Below are 17,808 nucleotides of genomic sequence, written 5' to 3' on the forward strand. Positions count from 1 at the left end.
ACAGGGGCCCCGGCGTGTGACGATGGCAGGATGACGACTCCTGCGCCCGGCCCCGATGCGGCGTTCGCGACAGCACAGGTGCAGGCCGGCTATGCCCCCGGCATCGCCCAGAACACCGCCGTCGTCCCGATCTACCAGTCCAACGGCTACGAATTCCCCTCGCTCGCCCAGGCACGCGACGTGTTCGCGCTGCGCAGCCTCGGCAATGTCTACAGCCGCAACGCGAATCCCACGCAGGCGGTGCTCGAACAGCGTGTCGCAGCCCTCGAGGGCGGGCGCGCAGCCGTCGCGGTCGCCTCCGGCCAGGCCGCCGCAGCGGCGGCGATCCTCGCTCTGGCCTCGGCGGGCGACCACGTCGTCGCCGCCCGGCAGCTGTACGGCGGCACCGTCGATCTGCTCTCGGACTCGCTGGGGAGCCTCGGGATCGAGGTCACCTACGTCGACCAGGACGACCCGGATGCCTGGCGCGACGCGGTACGTCCCCGGACCCGCGCCCTGTTCGCCGAGACCATCACCAACCCGCTGGCGACGGTCCTCGACATCCGTGCCGTCGCCGACATCGCGCACGCCGCGGGGGTGCCGCTCGTCGTCGACAACACGGTGGCCTCGCCCTATCTCGTGCGCCCCGGAGAGCACGGGGCCGACATCGTCATCCACTCCGCCACGAAGTACATCGGCGGGCACGGTGTGGCACTCGGAGGCGTCGTCGTCGACATCGGGTCCTTCGATTTCGGTGCCGATCCCGATCGCTGGCCTCAGTTCACGACACCGTATCCTCGATTCGGCGACCTCGTGTTGTGGGACCGCTTCGGCGAGCAGGGACTCGCGCTGACGGTGTACATCAAGACGCGATTCGTGCACGACTTCGGCACGACGCTGCCGGCGTGGTCGTCGTTCCAGTTGCTCCAGGGCCTCGAGACGCTCGATCTGCGAATGCAGCGCCACTCCGAGAGCGCACTGGCCGTCGCGCGGTTCCTCGAGCAACACTCCGAGGTCGAGCGCGTCTGGCATCCGGGGCTGGCGTCGAGCCCCTGGCACGTGACGGCTCAACGCTATCTGCCGCGCGGCGCCTCGTCGGTCTTCTCGTTCGATCTCGCCGGCACGGGTGACGCCGAGGTCGATGACCGACGCGTCGAACGGGTCATCGACGCGCTTCGCGTCATCCGACTGGTCGCCAACATCGGCGACGCGCGGAGCATGGTCAACCATCCGGCGTCCATGACGCACCTGCACCTCACACCGACCCAGCTGCGTGAGGCGGGGATCTCACCGCGCACCATCCGTCTCTCGATCGGGCTCGAGGACCCGACCGACCTCATCGCGGATCTCGCGCAGGCGCTGGGCTAAGACGCCACGATGAGCGCGCGGTAGAAGCCGATGCCACGCAACCAGACGTCGACGCGGATCCGCTCGTTGTGCGAGTGGAGGGCGTCGCGCTCGGACCGCGTGAGGTGGAACGGCGTGAAGCGGTATACGTTGTCGCTGATGGCGGTGAACCACCGACTGTCGCTGGCACCCAACTGCACGTAGGGCGTCGTCACGATGTCTGCCCCGAGCGTCGAGACGACCGCGCCGGCGATCCGCCGCCACGGCTCCCCCCGCCACGGCGAGACCGGCGAGGGATTCGAGGCATGTCGCACCTCGAGTTCCACCCGGTCGTCGGCGATGGCTCGCCGCACGTGCGCGGTGGCACTGTCGATCGTGTCGCCGGTGAGCAAGCGGATGTTGACGGATGCTTTCGCCGTGGTCGCCAGGACGTTCTCACCCGGTGCACCGCTGAGCTCGGTCACGACCGCGGTCGTGCGCACCATTGCGTTGGTCTCGGGACCGCCCAGGGCGAAAGCGCCGGCCAGCAGCGGGCCCGTGATCTCGCCCCGGCGGAACAGAGTGCGCAGCGGCTCAGGAGCGTGCGGCGAGAGGGTGGCCAGCATCGCGCGCACCGGCGGTGCCAGGCGGGTCGGAAACGGCCTGCGTCGCAGCCGGTCGATCGCCCGGGCAAGGCGCGCTGTGGCCGGCATCGCGGGCGGCGTCGAGGCGTGGCCGCCCTGCTCCCGGACGGTCATCACGAGCGTCATGACGCCGCGCTCGGCGACACCGACCATCGCCGTCGGGACGTCGATGCCGGGGATGATGCCCTCGACGACGGCCCCGCCTTCGTCGAGCACGAGTCCTGGATGGACGCCGCGCTCCGACAGGTGGGCGACGATCGCGCGGGCGCCGTCGCCCGCCGTCTCCTCGTTGTGACCGAAGGAGAGATAGATGTCTCGCGCGGGAGTGAAGCCCTCGGCCAGGAGCGCTTCGACGGCTTCGAGGATCGCCACGAGCGCACCCTTGTCGTCGATCGCACCACGGGCGTGGATCTCGGCATCCTGGCCCTCACCCACGATCTCGGCGGCGAACGGCGGATGCTCCCACTCGTCGTCGACGACAGGAACCACGTCCATGTGCGCCATGAGCACGAGAGGATCCTCCGACGAGGTGCCCGGCCACCGGTACAGCAGCGAATGCCCAGCGATGACGTCGCGTTCGAGCCGCTCGTGGATCTGCGGGTAGAGGCGCTCGAGCGCACGGTGGAACCGCTCGAAGGCCGCGGCGTCCATGCGCGACTCGTCGGCGTACGACACCGTGGGGATGGACAGCAGTTCCCGGAAGCGATCCAGTGCGGTGCTCATTCTTCGAGGCTACCCGCGACAGGTGCCCAGACGCCGTCCGGGATACCGTGCATTGACCGCAGGCCATCGTGAGTACGCTCGAGGTATGACAGGACTGCGTTGGGGAATTCTGGCGACCGGCGGTATCGCACACGCCTTCACGAGCGACCTGCGTACCGCGGGCTTGACGGTTTCGGCCGTCGGGTCGCGGCGCCCGGAGGCCTCGCGGGAGTTCGCCGCGCAGTTCGAGATCCCGCACGCGCACGGGTCCTACGAGGAGCTCGTCGCCGACCCCGACGTCGACATCGTCTACGTCGCCACGCCGCATCCGATGCACGCCGACAACGCGGTGCTCGCCCTGGAGGCCGGCAAGCACGTGCTCGTCGAGAAGCCGTTCACGCTCACCGGCGCCGAGGCAGAGCGCGTGCGCGAGGTCGCGCGCGCCCGCGGGCTGCTGGCGATGGAGGCGATGTGGACCCGGTACCTTCCGCACATGGTCCGGATTCGCGAGATCGTGCGGTCCGGGAGTCTGGGCGAGGTCCGCGCCGTGTTCGCCGATCACACCCAGCGGATATCCAGTGACCCCGGGCACCGGCTGAACGCGCTTGCGCTCGGCGGCGGTTCGCTGCTCGATCTCGGAATCTACCCGGTGTCTTTCGCCTGGGACATCCTCGGCGCCCCGGTCACGGTGACTGCCCGCGGACGGCTCGGCGAGACCGGCGCCGACAACGAGGTCGCGACGATCTTCACGCACGCGGACGGCGCAATCTCGACCTCCGTGTCGACCTCGCGAGCTGTCGGACCCAACACCGCGCACATTCTGGGCACCGATGCACGCATCGACATCGATCGTGTCTGGTACACGCCGACCTCCTTCCGGGTCGCGGCTCCGGACGGAACGGTGCTCGAGGAGTACCGCAGCGACATCCAGGGACGGGGCATGCAGTACCAAGCCCTCGCCGCGGAACGCTTGCTCGCAGAGGGCAAGACAGACAGCGACCTCTTGCCACTGGACCAGACGGTGGCCATCATGCACGTGCTCGACGAGCTTCGCGCTCAGATCGGCGTGCGTTATCCGGGCGAGGCGAGCTGATCGCGGGCGTGCCGACAGCTGCTCGAGCCCGCGCGGGGCGCTCGGGGAGCGCAGTCAGGCGACGGTAGCGGCCGCGCGGAATACGGGGAGCCGGCGTTCCGGCGCTACGGTGTAGTGCCGCCCGCTCGGAGAGGTCCACCGCAACGATCCGTCGCCGGTCTGCATCACCCGCCACCCGCCGTGGTGTTTGACGGTATGGTGCCCCTGGCACAGCGGGGCACTGTTCGTGACGGATGTCTCGCCGCCGTGTTCCCACGCGAGGGTGTGATCGATCTGGCATCGGGAGGCGGGGATTCCGCATCCCGGCCCCATACACCTCTCCGCCCGCCACTTCGTCAGCGCCACCATCTCTGGCGGCGGCCGATATCGAGTCCTCCCGACCGACACGACGACACCGGTCTCAGGGTGGGTCAGCACCCTGATCCATGAGGTCGCGGCACCGGCGAGTTCCCGCGCCCGTTCCATTGGTATGGGACCGATGCCCTCCACCACCGCGGGCTCCTGCGCGCCGGCGTCAGAGGCACCGAGCAGCGCCAGAGCGGGGACGGTGACCACGACCGTCGGACGGATGCCTCGGACCTCGCTCGGGTGGGCGGGAGTGACACCATCGATCAAGAGGTCGCAGAGCAGGTCGGCGCGAACCTCGTCGAGCGACCGCTCGTCGCCTGCGGATCCTCCGTGGGGCGTGACCCCTCCCGGGCGATCCCCCGAGGTGCCGTCGGCCCGTGCCCCGAGCAACACCTTCCCCATGGCCGTGAGCCGAGCCTGGATCGCGTGCGCTTCGACCGAGGGCAGCAGTGCATGCAGCCAGGACATCCCGTCGGCATCCGGCTCGATAACGACCCGCCGACGTCGGATGGCGTGCTCGTGGCGGACCGAGAGGGTGGGCGCGAGCTCGCGATCGATCAGGCGCCGCAGTGCCCGCCGAAACGGACCGACCGCAAGCGACTCCGCCAGCTCGCGCACGTTCTCGACAAGCCGTCCCGCAACCTCGCGGTCCAGGGGCGCGAGCTCGTCGACGATGATCGTCGCGTGGCGCTCGGTCATCCGAGCGTGAGCCAGCGAATCCCAGACACTCGGAAAGTCGTGAACGAGAACCTCGGCGCGGTAGAGCAGCATGCCGGCCTGGCTCTCTGTGATCCGGAGGGCGGTAGCCAGCTCCAAGCGCACGGATCGCTCGATGAGCTCTCGTGAGCCGCCGCCGTAGCGTGTCACGTCGTCGAGAGCCTCCCGCCGCAGGTGGTCGATGCGGGCCAACCGCTGCGCAGCGAACACCGCCTCGAGGTCAGCGACCTCCATCACGAGGGCGACCGCATCCGGCGGCTCAGGAGCACAGCCCGAAGCCTCGGGCATCATGTCCGTCTCGCGAAGGACGTCATCGTCCCCCGCGATATCGTCGGCGATCGCCGCGCACCCGAACTGCTCCATGTCGCAACACTAGGAGGGGGTTCCGACATTGCTGCGGGCCGGCCGCGCGCCGTCCACATCGGGGCGATCCCGAGGGACGGATGCGGTCACCGACGCGTCGACCACCACGCCCACGCCACGAGCACGGGCTGGAAGAAGAGCCGCGCCATGCGCTTCGTGTCGGTGTCGAGTCCGAACCCGTCGCGTTTCTCGAGGTATTGCGAGATATTGCCGGGAAAGATCGCGATGAAGAAGGCCGCGAGGATCGCGCCGACCCGGCGACGTTCCTTCGGCAGCGCCACCAGGGCGGTGCCCAGCATCACCTCGACCACGCCGGATGCCACGACGATCGCATCTTCGTCCAGCGGCGAGAGCTCGACCGCCCACGGCGGTACCTGCGCCCGGAACTCCTTGCGCGCCACCGTCAGGTGCATCACCCCTGCGAAGACCATCGCCCCGGCAAGCATCCACCTCAGCACTGTTCGCATGCGCCCAGCCAAGCCCGGGCGCTTCGCAATGTCAACGACGTTGACGCTGGCGCGACGGCTGAACCGAGCGTCAGCGTTCGGGAGAGAGCGCCACCGCGAGCGCCCACACCACCAGCAACGGCTGGAGGAGGAGCCTGGCGAAGCGGCGCGTGTCGGTGTCCAGCAGCGGCGCCGACCGCCCCGTGCGCCACTGGTGGACGTTGCCGGGGAAGACCGCGACAAAGAAGGCGGCGATCGCAGCGCCCAGGCGCCCTCGTTCGCGAGGAAAGATGACGAGCCCGGCGCCCAGGGCGATCTCGACGGCGCCCGAGCCCACGACGATCGCGTCCTTGTCGGTGTGCAGCATCCGTGTCGCCCAGTCCGGCACGACGATGCGGTAGCCGCGCCTGCCCCACGTGAGGTGGGAGACGCCGGCGGCCACGAGCAGACCCGCCAGCAACCACCGCAGCAACGTCATGCCGTGCGGCGCCCGGCGGCCGGGTGGACTTCGACGGGCTCCTCGTGCAGGCCGCGCAGTGCCTGCGACAGTTCGGGAGCACCCTTGGACAGTTCCCGGTCCAGCGCGCGGAGTCGCTTCTCGGCCTCGGCGAGAGCCCAGTCACCCTTCTCAGTGACACGCAACTCGGACGCCGACCCGGCGTGCGCCGTGGAATCGTGTACGAAGCCCTCGTCGACCAGGGTGCGTACCGCGGTATGCGCCGTCTGCACGGTGATCTGCGAGCGCCTCGCCAGTTCGCTGAACGAGATCCCCGGCATCCCGTAGATGTGGCCGAGCAGGGCGTACTTGCGAGTCGTCAGCCCGAGGTCCTTCAGCACTGCCCCGAGCTGCGCCTCCCAGATGCTCGACATGGTCAGCAGCGCGATGACCGGACTGAACCGTCGTTGCTGAGCTGCCACGGGATCTCCTTCTGCGGGAAGCCTGATCCCTCATGGTAGCCCGCACCCCCTCCTATCCATGGTGCGGGAATGGCCAGGACACGCGCTCGGCGGCGCGGAGAGGTACCCAAACGCTACGTGACCCGCCGTACCCCGTGCCATCATCGGGGAATGGATACCTCGCTGTACAACATCCGGAAGGACCTCAGTAGGGCCCTCGCGGAACTCCACGAGGCCCAGCAGAGCTACCCCGACGACCCCACCCTGCGGGCCATCGACAATCTGCAGTCAGCCGTCGAGCGCCTCACCGACGTGTTGGAGGAGATCCACGCGTTCATCTCCCTTCCGGCGCCGACCATCTCGGGTCCGCACCCGATCGCGTCAGGCTCCGGGCACCGCCATCATCGGTGAGGAGCCCTCACCCGATCAGCCGCTGCGCCTTGGCCGCCTCGATCAACGCGGCCTTGTGGACGTCGTCGGCCAGCGAGATCAGTGCCAGTGCCCGTTCCCGCGTCGACAGGCCTCGCAGATTGACGACGCCGTGTTCGGTCGCGACGTGTTCGACATCCATCCGCTCGTCCGTGACGATGTCCACGCGTGGCACGATCGTCGAGATCGCCCCGCCCTTGGCCGTCGACGGGAGCACGACGAACGACTTGCCGCCGCGCGAGGCCGCCGCCCCCGTCACGAAATCGAACTGACCGCCCGAACCCGAGTACTGCAGTCCGCCGATCATCTCGGCGTTGACCTGCCCGTAGAGGTCGACCTGGATCGCCGCGTTGACCGAGATCATCGCGTCGTTCTGGGCGATCACCTGCGGGTTGTTCACGTAGTCGGCGCGGAAGCTCACCATCGACGGGTTGTCGTTCATGAACGCGTACGTGCGCGCATCCCCTACGGCTGAGGTCCACACGTGGCGGCGCGGATGCAGCGTCTTCTTGCTCCCCGTGATCACGCCCGCCTCAATAAGCGGCACGAAGACCGACGAGAACAGGGCCGAGTGGATGCCGAGGTCCCGGTGCCCGCCCAGGGCCGCCGCGACGGCCGCGGGAACGCGCCCGGCACCGATCTGCAGCGTCGCCCCGTCGGGGATGTGGGCGGCGACCAGTTCGGCGATCCTCCGGTCCGCCGCAGTCGGCGGCGCCTCGACCGCCTCCGGCAGCGGCGACGCGTGCTCGACGACGGCGTGGACCTCATCGATGTGCAGCACCGACTCCCCGAAGACGCGGGGCATGTGCGGGTTGACCTCGACGATCAGCCGACGGCATGCCCGTGCGGCGACTGTCGCATAGTCGTTCGCGACCCCGAACGAGAAGTGCCCGCTCGCATCCATCGGGCTTACTTGCACCACGAAGGTGTCGATGTCGAGGCGTTCGGTGATCACTCGCGGCAGGTGCGAGAAGTTCACCGGTATGAAGTCAAGGGTTGCTCGCTCGGCGAGACCGGGGTCGGCGATGATGTGGTGGTCGAGACCTGCCACGAAAAACGTATGGGCGTGGACCTTCTCGATCACTCCGGGCTGCAGAATCGTCGACCCGATCGCGTCGCCCCCGATCCCGTAGTACAGGTCGAGATCGACGAGGTCGTCGGCACGGATGCGGTCGGCAAGCGCGCCCAGGATGCCGGGAGGGGCCCCGAGTCCCATCGCGACGAGCACCTGCGTGCCCGAGGGGACGGCTGCTGCCGCATCCGCCGCCGACACGAGCTTCGCGCGATACGACTCCTGCACGGTCATCCGTGGTCCCTTCGTCATCCTCAGTCGCCGAGCACCGGACGGTTCCACTCTGGCACGAGGTCGGGGCGACCTGGCTACACGGGCTCCGTCGTGCGGATGAGACCGCAGGTCACGCACGACCACGCCACGAGAAACCTCTCGTCATCGAGGATCTCGAACCGCAGCGGGTCGCCGCAGGTCGGACAGACCAGCGGGTTCGGGGCACGAGAGGTCACGGTGCCAGCCTACGGATGCTGCGCCGCCCCGGCGCCGCGCGGGATAGCGTGGATCCGGTGACCCTGGACCTCGACGCTCTTCGCCCCTTCCCCGATGCCGGCGACCCTGACCACCGCGCACACGACGCGGCGGATCGCCTGCTCCTCGATGAGTCGGCGCAGGCGCGGCGGGACGTCGTGCGGCGCGAGATCGCCGTCATCGGCGACACGTTCGGCGCGCTGACCCTCGCGTGCGCGAGCGATGCCACCGATGGTGTCGTCCGCGTCCATCAAGACTCTCTCGACGGCGAGCGCGCCCTCGCCGCGAACGCACGGTCGACCGGCCTCGAGGCATCCGTCGCCTCGCTCCCCCTCGATGCGGAGGTGGTGCGCGGCGCGCGGGTCGTGCTGCTCCGGCTGCCGCGTTCACTCGACGCGCTGCGCGATATCGCGGGCCTTATCGCCGCGCACGCGGCGCCCGATGTCGTGGTGTTCGCGGGCGGGCGGATCAAGCACATGAGCCTCGGGATGAACGATGTGCTGCGTGAACGCTTCGACACCGTGGATGTCTCGCACGCCCGGCAGAAGTCGCGGGTGCTCATCGCGCGGGGGCCGCACGACGGGCGCGATCCCGAGCCGTCCGCGGCGCGGCTGCGCATTGGTGGCACGGATGTCGAGGTCCGCGCCTTCGGGGGCGTGTTCGCGGGTGCGACGCTCGACATCGGGACGCGCCTGCTGCTCGAGCATCTGCCCGAGACGATTCCCGGGCAGGCGGATGAGCCGGCGATCGACCTGGCGTGCGGCAACGGCGTCGTCGGGGCGACGCTGGCCCTGCGGCATCCGGAGCTGCGCGTGTACGCGTCCGACGAGTCGGCCGCCGCCGTCGCTTCGGCTCGCGCGACCGCGGCAGCGAACGGGATCGCCGACCGGATGACGGTGGTTCGCGATGATGCCCTGTCGACCCTGCCCGACGCGAGCGCATCGTTCATCGCCCTGAACCCGCCGTTTCATCGGGGCGCAACGATCGACGAGACCATCGCGCGCCACCTTTTCGCGGATGCGGCGCGCGTCCTGCGCCCGGGCGGCGAACTGTGGGCCGTCTGGAACTCGGCCCTGCGCTACCGCCTGTCTCTCGAGAAGCTCGTCGGCCCGACCCGTCAGATCGCCCGCACCCCGAAGTTCACGGTCACGGCCTCGACACGTCGCTGAGGGCGGGACTCAGCCCGCACCGCTGTGGTCCGCGCCCTGCAAGCCGGCCACGCGGCGGCCGAAGCGCACCCCGGACCACGTCGATAATCAGCTGCTCCGCTGCGAACGGCTCCTCCGCTGCGAACGGCACCGTGGAGTGGTGCGCGTCAGGCGCGGGCGGATAGGCATCCGCACCGAACGCCGTGATGTACATCTCGCGCATCGCGCCTATCTGAGCGCGAAGCATCTCGTCGCTGCGATACGGGCGCTGGAGGGGGTCGACCGAGGATCTAGAAGTCCCAGTCCTCATCCTCCGTGGCGACAGCCTTGCCGATGACGTACGAGGAACCCGAGCCCGAGAAGAAGTCGTGGTTCTCATCTGCGTTCGGCGACAGGGCCGACAGGATCGCGGGGTTCACGTTCGTGACCGACTCGGGGAACATCGCCTCGTAGCCGAGGTTCATGAGCGCCTTGTTGGCGTTGTAGTGCAGGAACTTCTTGACGTCCTCGGTCAGCCCGACGCCATCGTAGAGGTCCTGCGTGTACTGCACTTCGTTGTCGTAAAGCTCGTACAACAACGAGAACGTGTAGTCCTTGATGTCCTGGCGCTTGGCCTCGTCGACCTGCTCGAGTCCCTTCTGGAACTTGTAGCCGATGTAGTACCCGTGCACTGCCTCGTCACGGATGATGAGGCGGATGAGATCGGCGGTGTTGGTGAGCTTCGCACGGCTCGACCAGTGCATCGGCAGGTAGAAGCCCGAGTAGAAGAGGAACGACTCGAGCAGAGTCGAGGCGACCTTGCGCTTGAGTGGCTCGTCGCCGCGGTAGTACTCCATGACGATCTGCGCCTTGCGCTGCAGGTTCTCGTTCTCGACAGACCAGCGGAACGCCTCGTCGATCTCCTTCGTCGAGCACAGCGTGGAGAAGATCGACGAGTAGCTCTTGGCGTGCACCGACTCCATGAACGCGATGTTCGTGTAGACAGCCTCTTCGTGCGGCGTGATCGCGTCAGGAATGAGCGAGACCGCGCCGACCGTGCCCTGGATGGTGTCGAGGAGGGTGAGCCCCGTGAACACCCGCATCGTGAGGGTCTGCTCCTCGGGAGTCAGGGTGTTCCACGACTGGACGTCGTTGGACAGCGGCACCTTCTCAGGCAGCCAGAAGTTGTTCACGAGACGGTTCCAGACCTCGAGGTCCTTGTCGTCCTGGATGCGGTTCCAGTTGATCGCCTGAACGTGGTCGATCAGCTTCAGCTTCGTGCTCATGATCGTTCTTTCTCGCGGATTCGGTGGCGCCTGCTCAGAGCATGCAGCTGACGCACTCGCTCAGGTTGGTTCCCTCGAGGGCCATCTGGCGCAGGCGGATGTAGTAGATGGTCTTGATGCCCTTCTTCCAGGCGTAGATCTGCGCCCGGTTGATGTCGCGCGTGGTCGCGGTGTCCTTGAAGAACAACGTGAGCGACAGGCCCTGGTCGACGTGCTGGGTGGCGACGGCGTAGGTGTCGATGACCTTCTCGTAGCCGATCTCGTACGCATCCTGGTAGTACTCCAGGTTGTCGTTGGTCATGAACGGCGCCGGGTAGTAGACGCGGCCGAGCTTGCCTTCCTTGCGGATCTCGATCTTCGAGGCGATCGGGTGGATCGAGCTCGTCGAGTTGTTGATGTACGAGATCGAGCCGGTCGGCGGCACCGCCTGCAGGTTCTGGTTGTAGATGCCGTGCTCCTGGATGCTGGCCTTGAGCGCCCGCCAGTCGTCCTGCGTCGGGATGTGATGCCCAGCGAAGAGCTCCTTGACCTTCTCGGTCTGCGGGACCCACTCCTGCTCGAGGTACTTGTCGAAGAACTCCCCGGACGCGTACGTCGAGTCGGCGAAGCCGTCGAAGGCCGTGCCGCGCTCGATCGCGAGGCGGTTCGACGCCCGCAGCGCATGGTAGAGCACCGTGTAGAAGTAGATGTTCGTGAAGTCCAGGCCCTCTTCGGAGCCGTAGTAGATGTGCTCGCGAGCAAGGTACCCATGCAGGTTCATCTGCCCGAGGCCGATCGCATGCGACCGGTCGTTGCCATCCTCGATCGAGCGCACCGACGAGATGTGGCTCTGGTCGCTGACGGCGGTGAGGGCGCGAATGGCGGTCTCGACGGTCTTGCCGAGGTCGCCGCCGTCCATCGCGAGCGCGATGTTCATCGAGCCCAGGTTGCAGGAGATGTCCTTGCCGATCTGGTCGTACGAGAGGTCCTCGTGGTAGGTCGTCGGGGTGTTGACCTGCAGGATCTCGCTGCACAGGTTGGACATGTTGATCCGACCCTTGATGGGGTTGGCCCGGTTCACGGTGTCCTCGAACATGATGTACGGGTAGCCGGACTCGAACTGGATCTCGGCGAGGGTCTGGAAGAACTCGCGCGCGTTGATCTTGGTCTTCTTGATGCGCGGGTCATCGACCATTTCGCGGTACTTCTCGGTGACCGAGATGTCGCCGAAGGGCACGCCGTAGACGCGCTCGACGTCGTAGGGCGAGAAGAGGTACATGTCCTCGCCGTTCTTGGCCAGCTCGAACGTGATGTCGGGCACGACGACGCCCAGCGAGAGCGTCTTGATGCGGATCTTCTCGTCGGCGTTCTCACGCTTGGTGTCCAGGAACCGCAGGATGTCGGGGTGGTGCGCGCTGAGGTAGACGGCACCGGCACCCTGGCGGGCGCCGAGCTGGTTGGCATAGCTGAAGCTGTCTTCGAGCAGCTTCATGACCGGGATGATGCCGCTGGACTGGTTCTCGATCTGCTTGATCGGGGCGCCGGACTCACGGATGTTCGACAGCAGCAGCGCGACACCGCCGCCGCGCTTGCTCAGCTGTAGCGCGGAGTTGATGCCGCGAGCGATCGACTCCATGTTGTCTTCGATGCGCAGCAGGAAGCACGAGACGAGCTCGCCGCGCTGCGCCTTGCCGGTGTTCAGGAACGTCGGGGTCGCCGGCTGGAAGCGGCCCGAGATGATCTCGTCGACCAGTTCGGTGGCAAGTGCCTCGTCGCCGTCGGCCAGTCCCAGAGCGGTCATGACGACGCGGTCCTCGAACCGCTCGAGGTAGCGCTTGCCGTCGAAGGTCTTGAGTGTGTAGCTCGTGTAGTACTTGAACGCCCCGAGGAACGTCTCGAAGCGGAACTTCTTCTCGAACGCCCGGTCGTGCAGTGATGAGATGAACTCGAACGAGTACTTCTCGAGCACGGCGGGCTCGTAGTACTGCTTGTCGACCAGGTAGTCGAGCTTCTCCTTGAGCGAGTGGAAGAAGACCGTGTTCTGGTTGACGTGCTGCAAGAAGTACTCGCGCGCGGCCCGCTTGTCGGCGTCGAACTGGATCTCGCCGTTCGGACCGTACAGGTTCAGCATCGCATTGAGGGCGTGGTAGTCGAGCCCCTCGAAGCGGGGCTCCGTCTTGAATGCCATGTCTGTCACTGCAGCTTCCACCATCGTTCCAATCCTTCGCTCACGCGGGTGACGTCTTCTGATGTGCCGAACAGTTCGAGCCGGTACAAGTGCGGCACGTGACACTTGCGGCTGATGATGTCGCCGGCGGCGCAGAATGCGTCGCCGAAGTTGGTGTTTCCCGCGGCGATGACACCGCGGATCAGGTTGCGGTTCTGCTCGACGTTGAGGAACCGGATGACCTGCTTGGGGACCGCGCCCCGCTCCTCTCCCCGGCCCTGGCCTCCCCCGTAGGTGGGGGTGACCAGAACGAAGGGCTCGTCGACGAGGAGCATCGGCTCGGAGGCGAAGAGCGGAATGCGTTCGGCGCGCATTCCCAACTTCTCGATGAAGCGCGCCGTGTTCTGGGACACGCTCGAGAAGTAGACGAGCAACGGCGTCTCGGTCGCGACCGCCGTGCTCATGACTCAGGCCAGGCGCGAGGCGAGCTCGTCGATCTTGTCGGGACGGAAGCCCGACCAGTGGTCCTCATCCGTGATGACGACCGGAGCCTGGAGGTAACCGAGCGCCTTGACCTGCTCGAGCGCCGCCGGGTCCTGCGAGAGGTCGAGAACCTCGTAATCGATGCCCTTCGAGTCCAGTGCGCGATAGGTCGCCGTGCACTGCACGCATGCGGGCTTGGTGTACACCGTGATGGCCATGCTGATCCGTTGTCCCCTCAAAATCCTTCGTCCGACCGGCAGTCCCCCGCCGGGAGTCCAATACTACATATGGGTGCCGACATCAGATAGCACCACAAGGGGTAGTAGTTACATTCGTGTAGTTTTCCACCGCTCTCCTCAGATACAACGCTGGTTGTCCACGGTTTCATCCACAGGTTCGGCACTTCGCGAAAACTGGGAGAAGCCTGAAATCTCGCGGCTCACGAGCTCTTCATCCGCCATCCGTCCACAGCGCGACGCTACGCCGATCCACCGACATCGAATTCGTCTGTGGATTGCACGCACGGCGTGTCGCGGCGTGTCGCGCAGCCCCCCGACACGGCGACGCACGCAACCGTCCTGATATCGCCGAACGCGCCCGCCGCGACTACCGTAGGAGGGTGGCGGGTTATGGAGAACTGCTGCGCACTCCGGGGGTCGCGCGCATCATCGCCGCTCAGTTGACGGCACGCTTCCCGAATGGGATGACAAGCCTCGCGATCCTGCTGCACATCGAGCAGGTCACCGGCTCCTATGGATCGGCCGGACTCGTGCTGGCGGCCACCTCGGTCGGTCAGGCCGTCGCAGGCCCGATCACCAGCCGGTGGATGGGCCTGTGGGGCATGCGGCGGGTTCTGACGGTCACGCTCGTGATCTGCGCCGCAGCGATCGCCGGCATCGCCGCGTTCACTCTGCCACTGCCGGTCTACATGATTCTCGGACTCATCGCGGGCCTGTCCACCCCGCCCGTGCAAGCGGCGGTCCGCACGATCTACCCGAAGATGGTCAACTCGCGGCAGGTGACGCCCCTCTACTCCCTGGATGCCTCACTTCAGGAGATCATCTGGGTCGTCGCGCCCGTGCTCATCACCTTCGTGGCCACGCAGATCGGCACGGTCCAGGCTCTCGCCCTTATCGTCATCGTGCTGCTCGGCGGCGGAGCGTGGTTCATCCTCTCCCCCGAAGTCGGCCGGGTACGCATCCCGCGCAGCCGTCGCAGCTTCGGGCGAGTGCTCGGCAAGCCCGCCGTTCTGCTGGCCACCGTCATCGGCTTTCTCGTGATCGGCGCGTGCGCCGCGGTCGAGGTGGGAGTCGTCGCCACCTTCGGTCACGATGGCATCGAAGCAGGGCTCGTCCTGGCCGTGTTCGCGATCGGGAGCCTTGCCGGCGGACTCTCCTTCGGACACATCCCCATCGGGCCGTGGGCGATGGCGCGACGGATGCTGATCGTCGCGGTCGGGCTGAGCCTGACGATGATCTCCCTGAACGTCTGGTGGCTGGGTGCGACGCTCGTCGTGGCCGGCCTGGGCGTGGCGCCCGCGCTCGCGGTGATCTTCGCGATGACCTCTGCAAGCGTGAAGTTCAGCGAGACCGCCGAGGCGTACGGCTGGATCGGCACGGGTCAGCTGATCGGTGCCGCCGCGGGCTCGGCTGTCGCCGGCTTCCTCGTAGACGGAGTGGGCCCCCAAGGCGCATACCTTGCCGCCGCGCTGTTCGCAGCGGTCGGTGCGCTCGTGTCGGTCGTCTTCGTCCGGGGCTTCCCCGACCTGCGCCACCGGGACCCGAGTCCGATCCCCGACACCGAACCCGTGCCGACCATCACGTGAGCCCGCGGGACTCGAACCGGTCGGTCCGCCTACGATGAGTCCGTGACCTATACGCGGCTAGCCTGGACCCTCCTCGCGATCGCGTTGCTGATCGTCGCGGTGTTCGAGGGCATCATCCACGGCTGGGTCACGGCCGGGATCATCGTCGTGTTCGCCCTCCTCCCCGACATGACCCTGATCAGTGCCTTCGGAGGCGAGCGCGGCGTGATGCGACCGGAGCGTGTCGCCTTCTACAACGGAATGCACCAGGCCTGGATCCCCGCACTGCTGTTCTTCATCGGCGGATCGATGGCGTACCTCTGGGAAATGCGGGAGATCGGGCTGCCGCTGTTCTGGGCCGGCATGGCCTGGCTGCTCCACATCGCGCTCGATCGCACCTTCGGCTTCGGGCTGCGCGCCCCCGACGGCACGATCATCCCCGTCGGGTCCTACGGTCCGCGCAAACGCTGAGTGGATCCCACGATCATGACCGCATCCGTCGCCCTTCCCCGGCAAGGCTGGGGGGACCCGGCCTCATCGCGCCGCGCGCTGCTCGTTCACGGTCTCGGATCCAACGGTGCGCTGATGTGGCGGTTCGGGGTGGCGCTGAGCGAAGGCGGATGGTTCGCCGAAGCAGTGGACCTCCGCGGGCATGGCACCGCGCCGCGCACTCTCGACTACTCCATCGCCGCGTACGCGGCAGACCTCGGAGCCTGCCGCGTGCGCGGCGATGAGCCGTGGGATCTGGTCATCGGCCACTCGCTGGGCGGCGCCGCAGCGGTCGTCGCCGCGGCATCCGTGCCCGACTGGACCCGCCGCCTCGTCCTCATCGACCCGGCGATCCACCTCGACGAAGCCGATCGCGAGCAGGTGCGGGAGAGTCAGCAGCGCCAGTTCGACGATCCGACTGCCGAGGCCGTGCGCGCCGAGCACCCCACATGGCACCCGCTGGATGTCGAACTCAAGGTGCGCAGCATGCAGGAGGTGAGTCGCTGGGCCGTCGAGCAGACGAGCGAGCAGAATCGGGAATGGGACGTGCGTCTTCCCGCGTTGTCGCTGGACGTGCCCATCCACGTGATCGCCGGTGACCCGGAGGTCTATGCCCTCTTTCGCGGTGACCTCGCACAGCAGCTCATGACACGCCCCTCCCTCACGATGTCGGTGGTGGCCGGCGCCGGGCACTCACCGCACCGCGACGCACCCGAGGAGACGATTCGTCAGCTCTGGGAGGCCCTGGCATGACCGCCGCGTCGACCCCGTTCGACCCCGCATCCGTGCTGCCGGATGCCCTGCTGGAACGGTTCCGGGAGCGCGCTGCGCACCACGACCGCGACAACACGTTCCCGCACGACGACATCACCGACCTCACCGCCGCCGGGTACCTCGCGCTGTTCGCACCGAAGGACCTCGGGGGCGCGGGGCTCGGCCTGGTCGAGGTCTCGCTGCTGCAGCAGCGCCTCGCGACCGCCGCGCCCGCGACGGCGCTGGCCGTCAACATGCACCTCGTGTGGACGGGCGTGGCGAAGGTCCTCGCCGACCGCGGCATCGAGGATCTGCGCTTCCTCCTCGAGGGCGCGGTCGCCGGCGACATCTTCGCCTTCGGCATCAGCGAGGCCGGCAACGACCTGGTCCTGTTCGGCAGCGACACGGATGCGCTCCCTCACGCCGACGGCTCGTACACCTTCACGGGAACGAAGATCTTCACCTCACTCGCGCCGGTCTGGACGCAGCTGGGTCTCCACGGCCTGGATACGACGTCACCGGATGCCCCCCGAATGGTCTACGCGTTCATCCCCCGCTCCGAAGAGGAGGCGGGCCGCATCGTCACGCGCGACGATTGGGACACGCTGGGTATGAGGGCGACGCAGTCGCGCACGACGGAGCTGCACGGCGCGAGGGCCGCCGCCGATCGGGTCGTGCGCCGCCTCCCGCCGGGACCGAACCCGGACCCGCTCGTGTTCGGCATCTTCAGTGTCTTCGAGATCCTCCTCGCGTCCGTGTACACCGGCATCGCCCGGCGTGCACTCGAGGTCGCCGTCGCGACGGCAGGCACACGCCGATCGAAGAAGACCGGGCTGGCCTACAGCAAGGATCCCGACATCCGGTGGCGGATCGCTGACATGGCGCTCGCGTACGACGCCCTCCCCCCGCAGCTGGAGGTGCTCAGCCACGACATCGACACCCTCGTCGATCACGGGCCCCGCTGGTTCTCGCTGCTCTCGGGTATCAAGCATCGAGCGGTGACCATGGCCAAGTCGGTCGTGGACGACGCGATCCTTGTCGCAGGCGGCTCGAGCTACTCCACAGGCAGCGAACTCGGCCGTCTGTACCGCGATGTGCTCGCCGGCATGTTCCACCCCTCAGATCCGGAGTCGGCGCATTCCACAGTCGCGACGGCGTGGCTCGGCCCTGTCGACTGAGCCCGTCGACTGAGCCCGTCGACTGAGCCCGTCGACGGAGCCCGTCGACGGCGGAGCT

At 67.5% G+C, this 17,808-nt stretch carries 19 protein-coding genes; 8 read left to right on the forward strand and 11 right to left on the reverse strand.

Going from position 1 to position 17,808, the window contains the following annotated elements:
* The first annotated feature begins 30 nt into the window (after nucleotides 1-30).
* Nucleotides 31-1,347, forward strand: a complete 1,317-nt coding sequence (locus ACSGC5_RS14240; protein ID WP_434971263.1) for an O-acetylhomoserine aminocarboxypropyltransferase/cysteine synthase family protein — start codon at nucleotides 31-33, stop codon at nucleotides 1,345-1,347.
* On the opposite strand, the gene ACSGC5_RS14245 is transcribed toward ACSGC5_RS14240, so the two are convergent.
* Nucleotides 1,344-2,672, reverse strand: coding sequence for a M20/M25/M40 family metallo-hydrolase (locus ACSGC5_RS14245; protein ID WP_434971264.1), 1,329 nt, complete (start codon nucleotides 2,670-2,672; stop codon nucleotides 1,344-1,346). The two genes, ACSGC5_RS14240 and ACSGC5_RS14245, sit on opposite strands and share 4 nt — an antisense overlap.
* Before the next feature lie 85 nt (nucleotides 2,673-2,757).
* Between ACSGC5_RS14245 and ACSGC5_RS14250 the strand changes: the two genes are divergently transcribed.
* Nucleotides 2,758-3,744, forward strand: a complete 987-nt coding sequence (locus ACSGC5_RS14250) for a Gfo/Idh/MocA family protein (RefSeq protein ID WP_434971265.1) — start codon at nucleotides 2,758-2,760, stop codon at nucleotides 3,742-3,744.
* 54 nt (nucleotides 3,745-3,798) lie between these two features.
* Here the strand turns inward: ACSGC5_RS14250 and ACSGC5_RS14255 are convergent, their stop codons facing one another.
* The 4 genes from ACSGC5_RS14255 to ACSGC5_RS14270 all read right to left on the reverse strand — a co-directional run bounded on the left by ACSGC5_RS14255 (nucleotide 3,799) and on the right by ACSGC5_RS14270 (nucleotide 6,536).
* Complete coding sequence (locus tag ACSGC5_RS14255) at nucleotides 3,799-5,172, reverse strand: DUF222 domain-containing protein (RefSeq protein WP_434971266.1); 1,374 nt, start codon at nucleotides 5,170-5,172, stop codon at nucleotides 3,799-3,801.
* 86 nt (nucleotides 5,173-5,258) lie between these two features.
* A complete protein-coding gene (locus ACSGC5_RS14260; RefSeq protein WP_434971267.1) occupies nucleotides 5,259-5,639 on the reverse strand; it encodes a DoxX family protein in 381 nt (126 codons plus the stop codon).
* Between the two features lie 70 nt (nucleotides 5,640-5,709).
* Nucleotides 5,710-6,096 carry a DoxX family protein gene (locus tag ACSGC5_RS14265; RefSeq protein ID WP_434971268.1) on the reverse strand — a complete coding sequence of 129 codons (387 nt, stop codon included), beginning with the start codon at nucleotides 6,094-6,096 and terminating at the stop codon, nucleotides 5,710-5,712.
* A complete protein-coding gene (locus ACSGC5_RS14270) occupies nucleotides 6,093-6,536 on the reverse strand; it encodes a MarR family winged helix-turn-helix transcriptional regulator (RefSeq protein WP_434971269.1) in 444 nt (147 codons plus the stop codon). The genes ACSGC5_RS14265 and ACSGC5_RS14270 overlap by 4 nt, the downstream gene beginning before the upstream one ends.
* A gap of 150 nt (nucleotides 6,537-6,686) precedes the next feature.
* Between ACSGC5_RS14270 and ACSGC5_RS14275 the strand changes: the two genes are divergently transcribed.
* Nucleotides 6,687-6,926, forward strand: coding sequence for a hypothetical protein (locus tag ACSGC5_RS14275; RefSeq protein WP_434971270.1), 240 nt, complete (start codon nucleotides 6,687-6,689; stop codon nucleotides 6,924-6,926).
* A gap of 7 nt (nucleotides 6,927-6,933) precedes the next feature.
* Here the strand turns inward: ACSGC5_RS14275 and ACSGC5_RS14280 are convergent, their stop codons facing one another.
* Together ACSGC5_RS14280 and ACSGC5_RS14285 are read right to left on the reverse strand one after the other, a co-directional pair.
* Complete coding sequence (locus tag ACSGC5_RS14280; protein ID WP_434971271.1) at nucleotides 6,934-8,250, reverse strand: acetyl-CoA hydrolase/transferase family protein; 1,317 nt, start codon at nucleotides 8,248-8,250, stop codon at nucleotides 6,934-6,936.
* Nucleotides 8,251-8,324: 74 nt separating this feature from the next.
* A complete protein-coding gene (locus ACSGC5_RS14285; protein WP_434971272.1) occupies nucleotides 8,325-8,465 on the reverse strand; it encodes a hypothetical protein in 141 nt (46 codons plus the stop codon).
* Nucleotides 8,466-8,522: 57 nt separating this feature from the next.
* Here ACSGC5_RS14285 and ACSGC5_RS14290 point away from each other — a divergent pair, with 57 nt between their 5' ends.
* Entirely contained in the window at nucleotides 8,523-9,653 is a 1,131-nt protein-coding gene (locus tag ACSGC5_RS14290) for a class I SAM-dependent methyltransferase (RefSeq protein ID WP_434971273.1), read from the forward strand.
* A 269-nt stretch (nucleotides 9,654-9,922) separates the two neighbouring features.
* On the opposite strand, the gene nrdF is transcribed toward ACSGC5_RS14290, so the two are convergent.
* From nrdF to nrdH, 4 genes are read right to left on the reverse strand one after another with little or no spacing between them, the layout of a single operon-like run.
* Entirely contained in the window at nucleotides 9,923-10,897 is a 975-nt protein-coding gene (gene nrdF / locus ACSGC5_RS14295) for a class 1b ribonucleoside-diphosphate reductase subunit beta (RefSeq protein WP_434971274.1), read from the reverse strand.
* A 34-nt stretch (nucleotides 10,898-10,931) separates the two neighbouring features.
* Nucleotides 10,932-13,064, reverse strand: a complete 2,133-nt coding sequence (gene nrdE, locus ACSGC5_RS14300; RefSeq protein WP_434971275.1) for a class 1b ribonucleoside-diphosphate reductase subunit alpha — start codon at nucleotides 13,062-13,064, stop codon at nucleotides 10,932-10,934.
* 5 nt (nucleotides 13,065-13,069) lie between these two features.
* Nucleotides 13,070-13,507: a class Ib ribonucleoside-diphosphate reductase assembly flavoprotein NrdI gene (nrdI, locus tag ACSGC5_RS14305; RefSeq protein ID WP_434971276.1), complete on the reverse strand. Its 438-nt coding sequence runs from the start codon at nucleotides 13,505-13,507 to the stop codon at nucleotides 13,070-13,072.
* Nucleotides 13,508-13,510: 3 nt separating this feature from the next.
* On the reverse strand, nucleotides 13,511-13,744 hold the full coding sequence (nrdH, locus tag ACSGC5_RS14310) for a glutaredoxin-like protein NrdH (protein WP_292709002.1): 234 nt from the start codon (nucleotides 13,742-13,744) through the stop codon (nucleotides 13,511-13,513).
* Between the two features lie 401 nt (nucleotides 13,745-14,145).
* Between nrdH and ACSGC5_RS14315 the strand changes: the two genes are divergently transcribed.
* Genes ACSGC5_RS14315 through ACSGC5_RS14330 form a run of 4 tightly spaced genes read left to right on the forward strand, consistent with a single transcriptional unit; the run spans nucleotide 14,146 to nucleotide 17,750 of the window.
* Nucleotides 14,146-15,351, forward strand: a complete 1,206-nt coding sequence (locus ACSGC5_RS14315; RefSeq protein WP_434971277.1) for an MFS transporter — start codon at nucleotides 14,146-14,148, stop codon at nucleotides 15,349-15,351.
* Between the two features lie 42 nt (nucleotides 15,352-15,393).
* Nucleotides 15,394-15,801 (forward strand): DUF4260 family protein, encoded by a 408-nt coding sequence (locus tag ACSGC5_RS14320; protein ID WP_434971278.1) that lies wholly within the window; start codon nucleotides 15,394-15,396, stop codon nucleotides 15,799-15,801.
* Between the two features lie 15 nt (nucleotides 15,802-15,816).
* The gene (locus ACSGC5_RS14325; protein ID WP_434971279.1) at nucleotides 15,817-16,572 is read left to right on the forward strand and encodes an alpha/beta fold hydrolase; all 756 of its coding nucleotides are present in this window, start codon (nucleotides 15,817-15,819) and stop codon (nucleotides 16,570-16,572) included.
* Nucleotides 16,569-17,750 carry an acyl-CoA dehydrogenase family protein gene (locus ACSGC5_RS14330; protein ID WP_434971280.1) on the forward strand — a complete coding sequence of 394 codons (1,182 nt, stop codon included), beginning with the start codon at nucleotides 16,569-16,571 and terminating at the stop codon, nucleotides 17,748-17,750. The genes ACSGC5_RS14325 and ACSGC5_RS14330 overlap by 4 nt, the downstream gene beginning before the upstream one ends.
* Nucleotides 17,751-17,808: the final 58 nt, after the last annotated feature.

It is taken from the genome of Microbacterium sp. bgisy207 (genome assembly GCF_965345035.1).
Classification (GTDB): Bacteria; Actinomycetota; Actinomycetes; order Actinomycetales; family Microbacteriaceae; genus Microbacterium.

Coding starts and splice junctions, on each gene's coding strand:
- nrdI (WP_434971276.1), bottom strand. CDS start 13,507: ATGAGCACGGCGGTCGCGACCGAGACGCCGTTGCTCGTCTACTTCTCG.
- ACSGC5_RS14280 (WP_434971271.1), bottom strand. CDS start 8,250: ATGACCGTGCAGGAGTCGTATCGCGCGAAGCTCGTGTCGGCGGCGGAT.
- ACSGC5_RS14255 (WP_434971266.1), bottom strand. CDS start 5,172: ATGGAGCAGTTCGGGTGCGCGGCGATCGCCGACGATATCGCGGGGGAC.
- ACSGC5_RS14245 (WP_434971264.1), bottom strand. CDS start 2,672: ATGAGCACCGCACTGGATCGCTTCCGGGAACTGCTGTCCATCCCCACG.
- nrdH (WP_292709002.1), bottom strand. CDS start 13,744: ATGGCCATCACGGTGTACACCAAGCCCGCATGCGTGCAGTGCACGGCG.
- ACSGC5_RS14240 (WP_434971263.1), top strand. CDS start 31: ATGACGACTCCTGCGCCCGGCCCCGATGCGGCGTTCGCGACAGCACAG.
- ACSGC5_RS14325 (WP_434971279.1), top strand. CDS start 15,817: ATGACCGCATCCGTCGCCCTTCCCCGGCAAGGCTGGGGGGACCCGGCC.
- ACSGC5_RS14275 (WP_434971270.1), top strand. CDS start 6,687: ATGGATACCTCGCTGTACAACATCCGGAAGGACCTCAGTAGGGCCCTC.
- nrdE (WP_434971275.1), bottom strand. CDS start 13,064: ATGGCATTCAAGACGGAGCCCCGCTTCGAGGGGCTCGACTACCACGCC.
- nrdF (WP_434971274.1), bottom strand. CDS start 10,897: ATGAGCACGAAGCTGAAGCTGATCGACCACGTTCAGGCGATCAACTGG.
- ACSGC5_RS14330 (WP_434971280.1), top strand. CDS start 16,569: ATGACCGCCGCGTCGACCCCGTTCGACCCCGCATCCGTGCTGCCGGAT.
- ACSGC5_RS14250 (WP_434971265.1), top strand. CDS start 2,758: ATGACAGGACTGCGTTGGGGAATTCTGGCGACCGGCGGTATCGCACAC.
- ACSGC5_RS14260 (WP_434971267.1), bottom strand. CDS start 5,639: ATGCGAACAGTGCTGAGGTGGATGCTTGCCGGGGCGATGGTCTTCGCA.
- ACSGC5_RS14265 (WP_434971268.1), bottom strand. CDS start 6,096: ATGACGTTGCTGCGGTGGTTGCTGGCGGGTCTGCTCGTGGCCGCCGGC.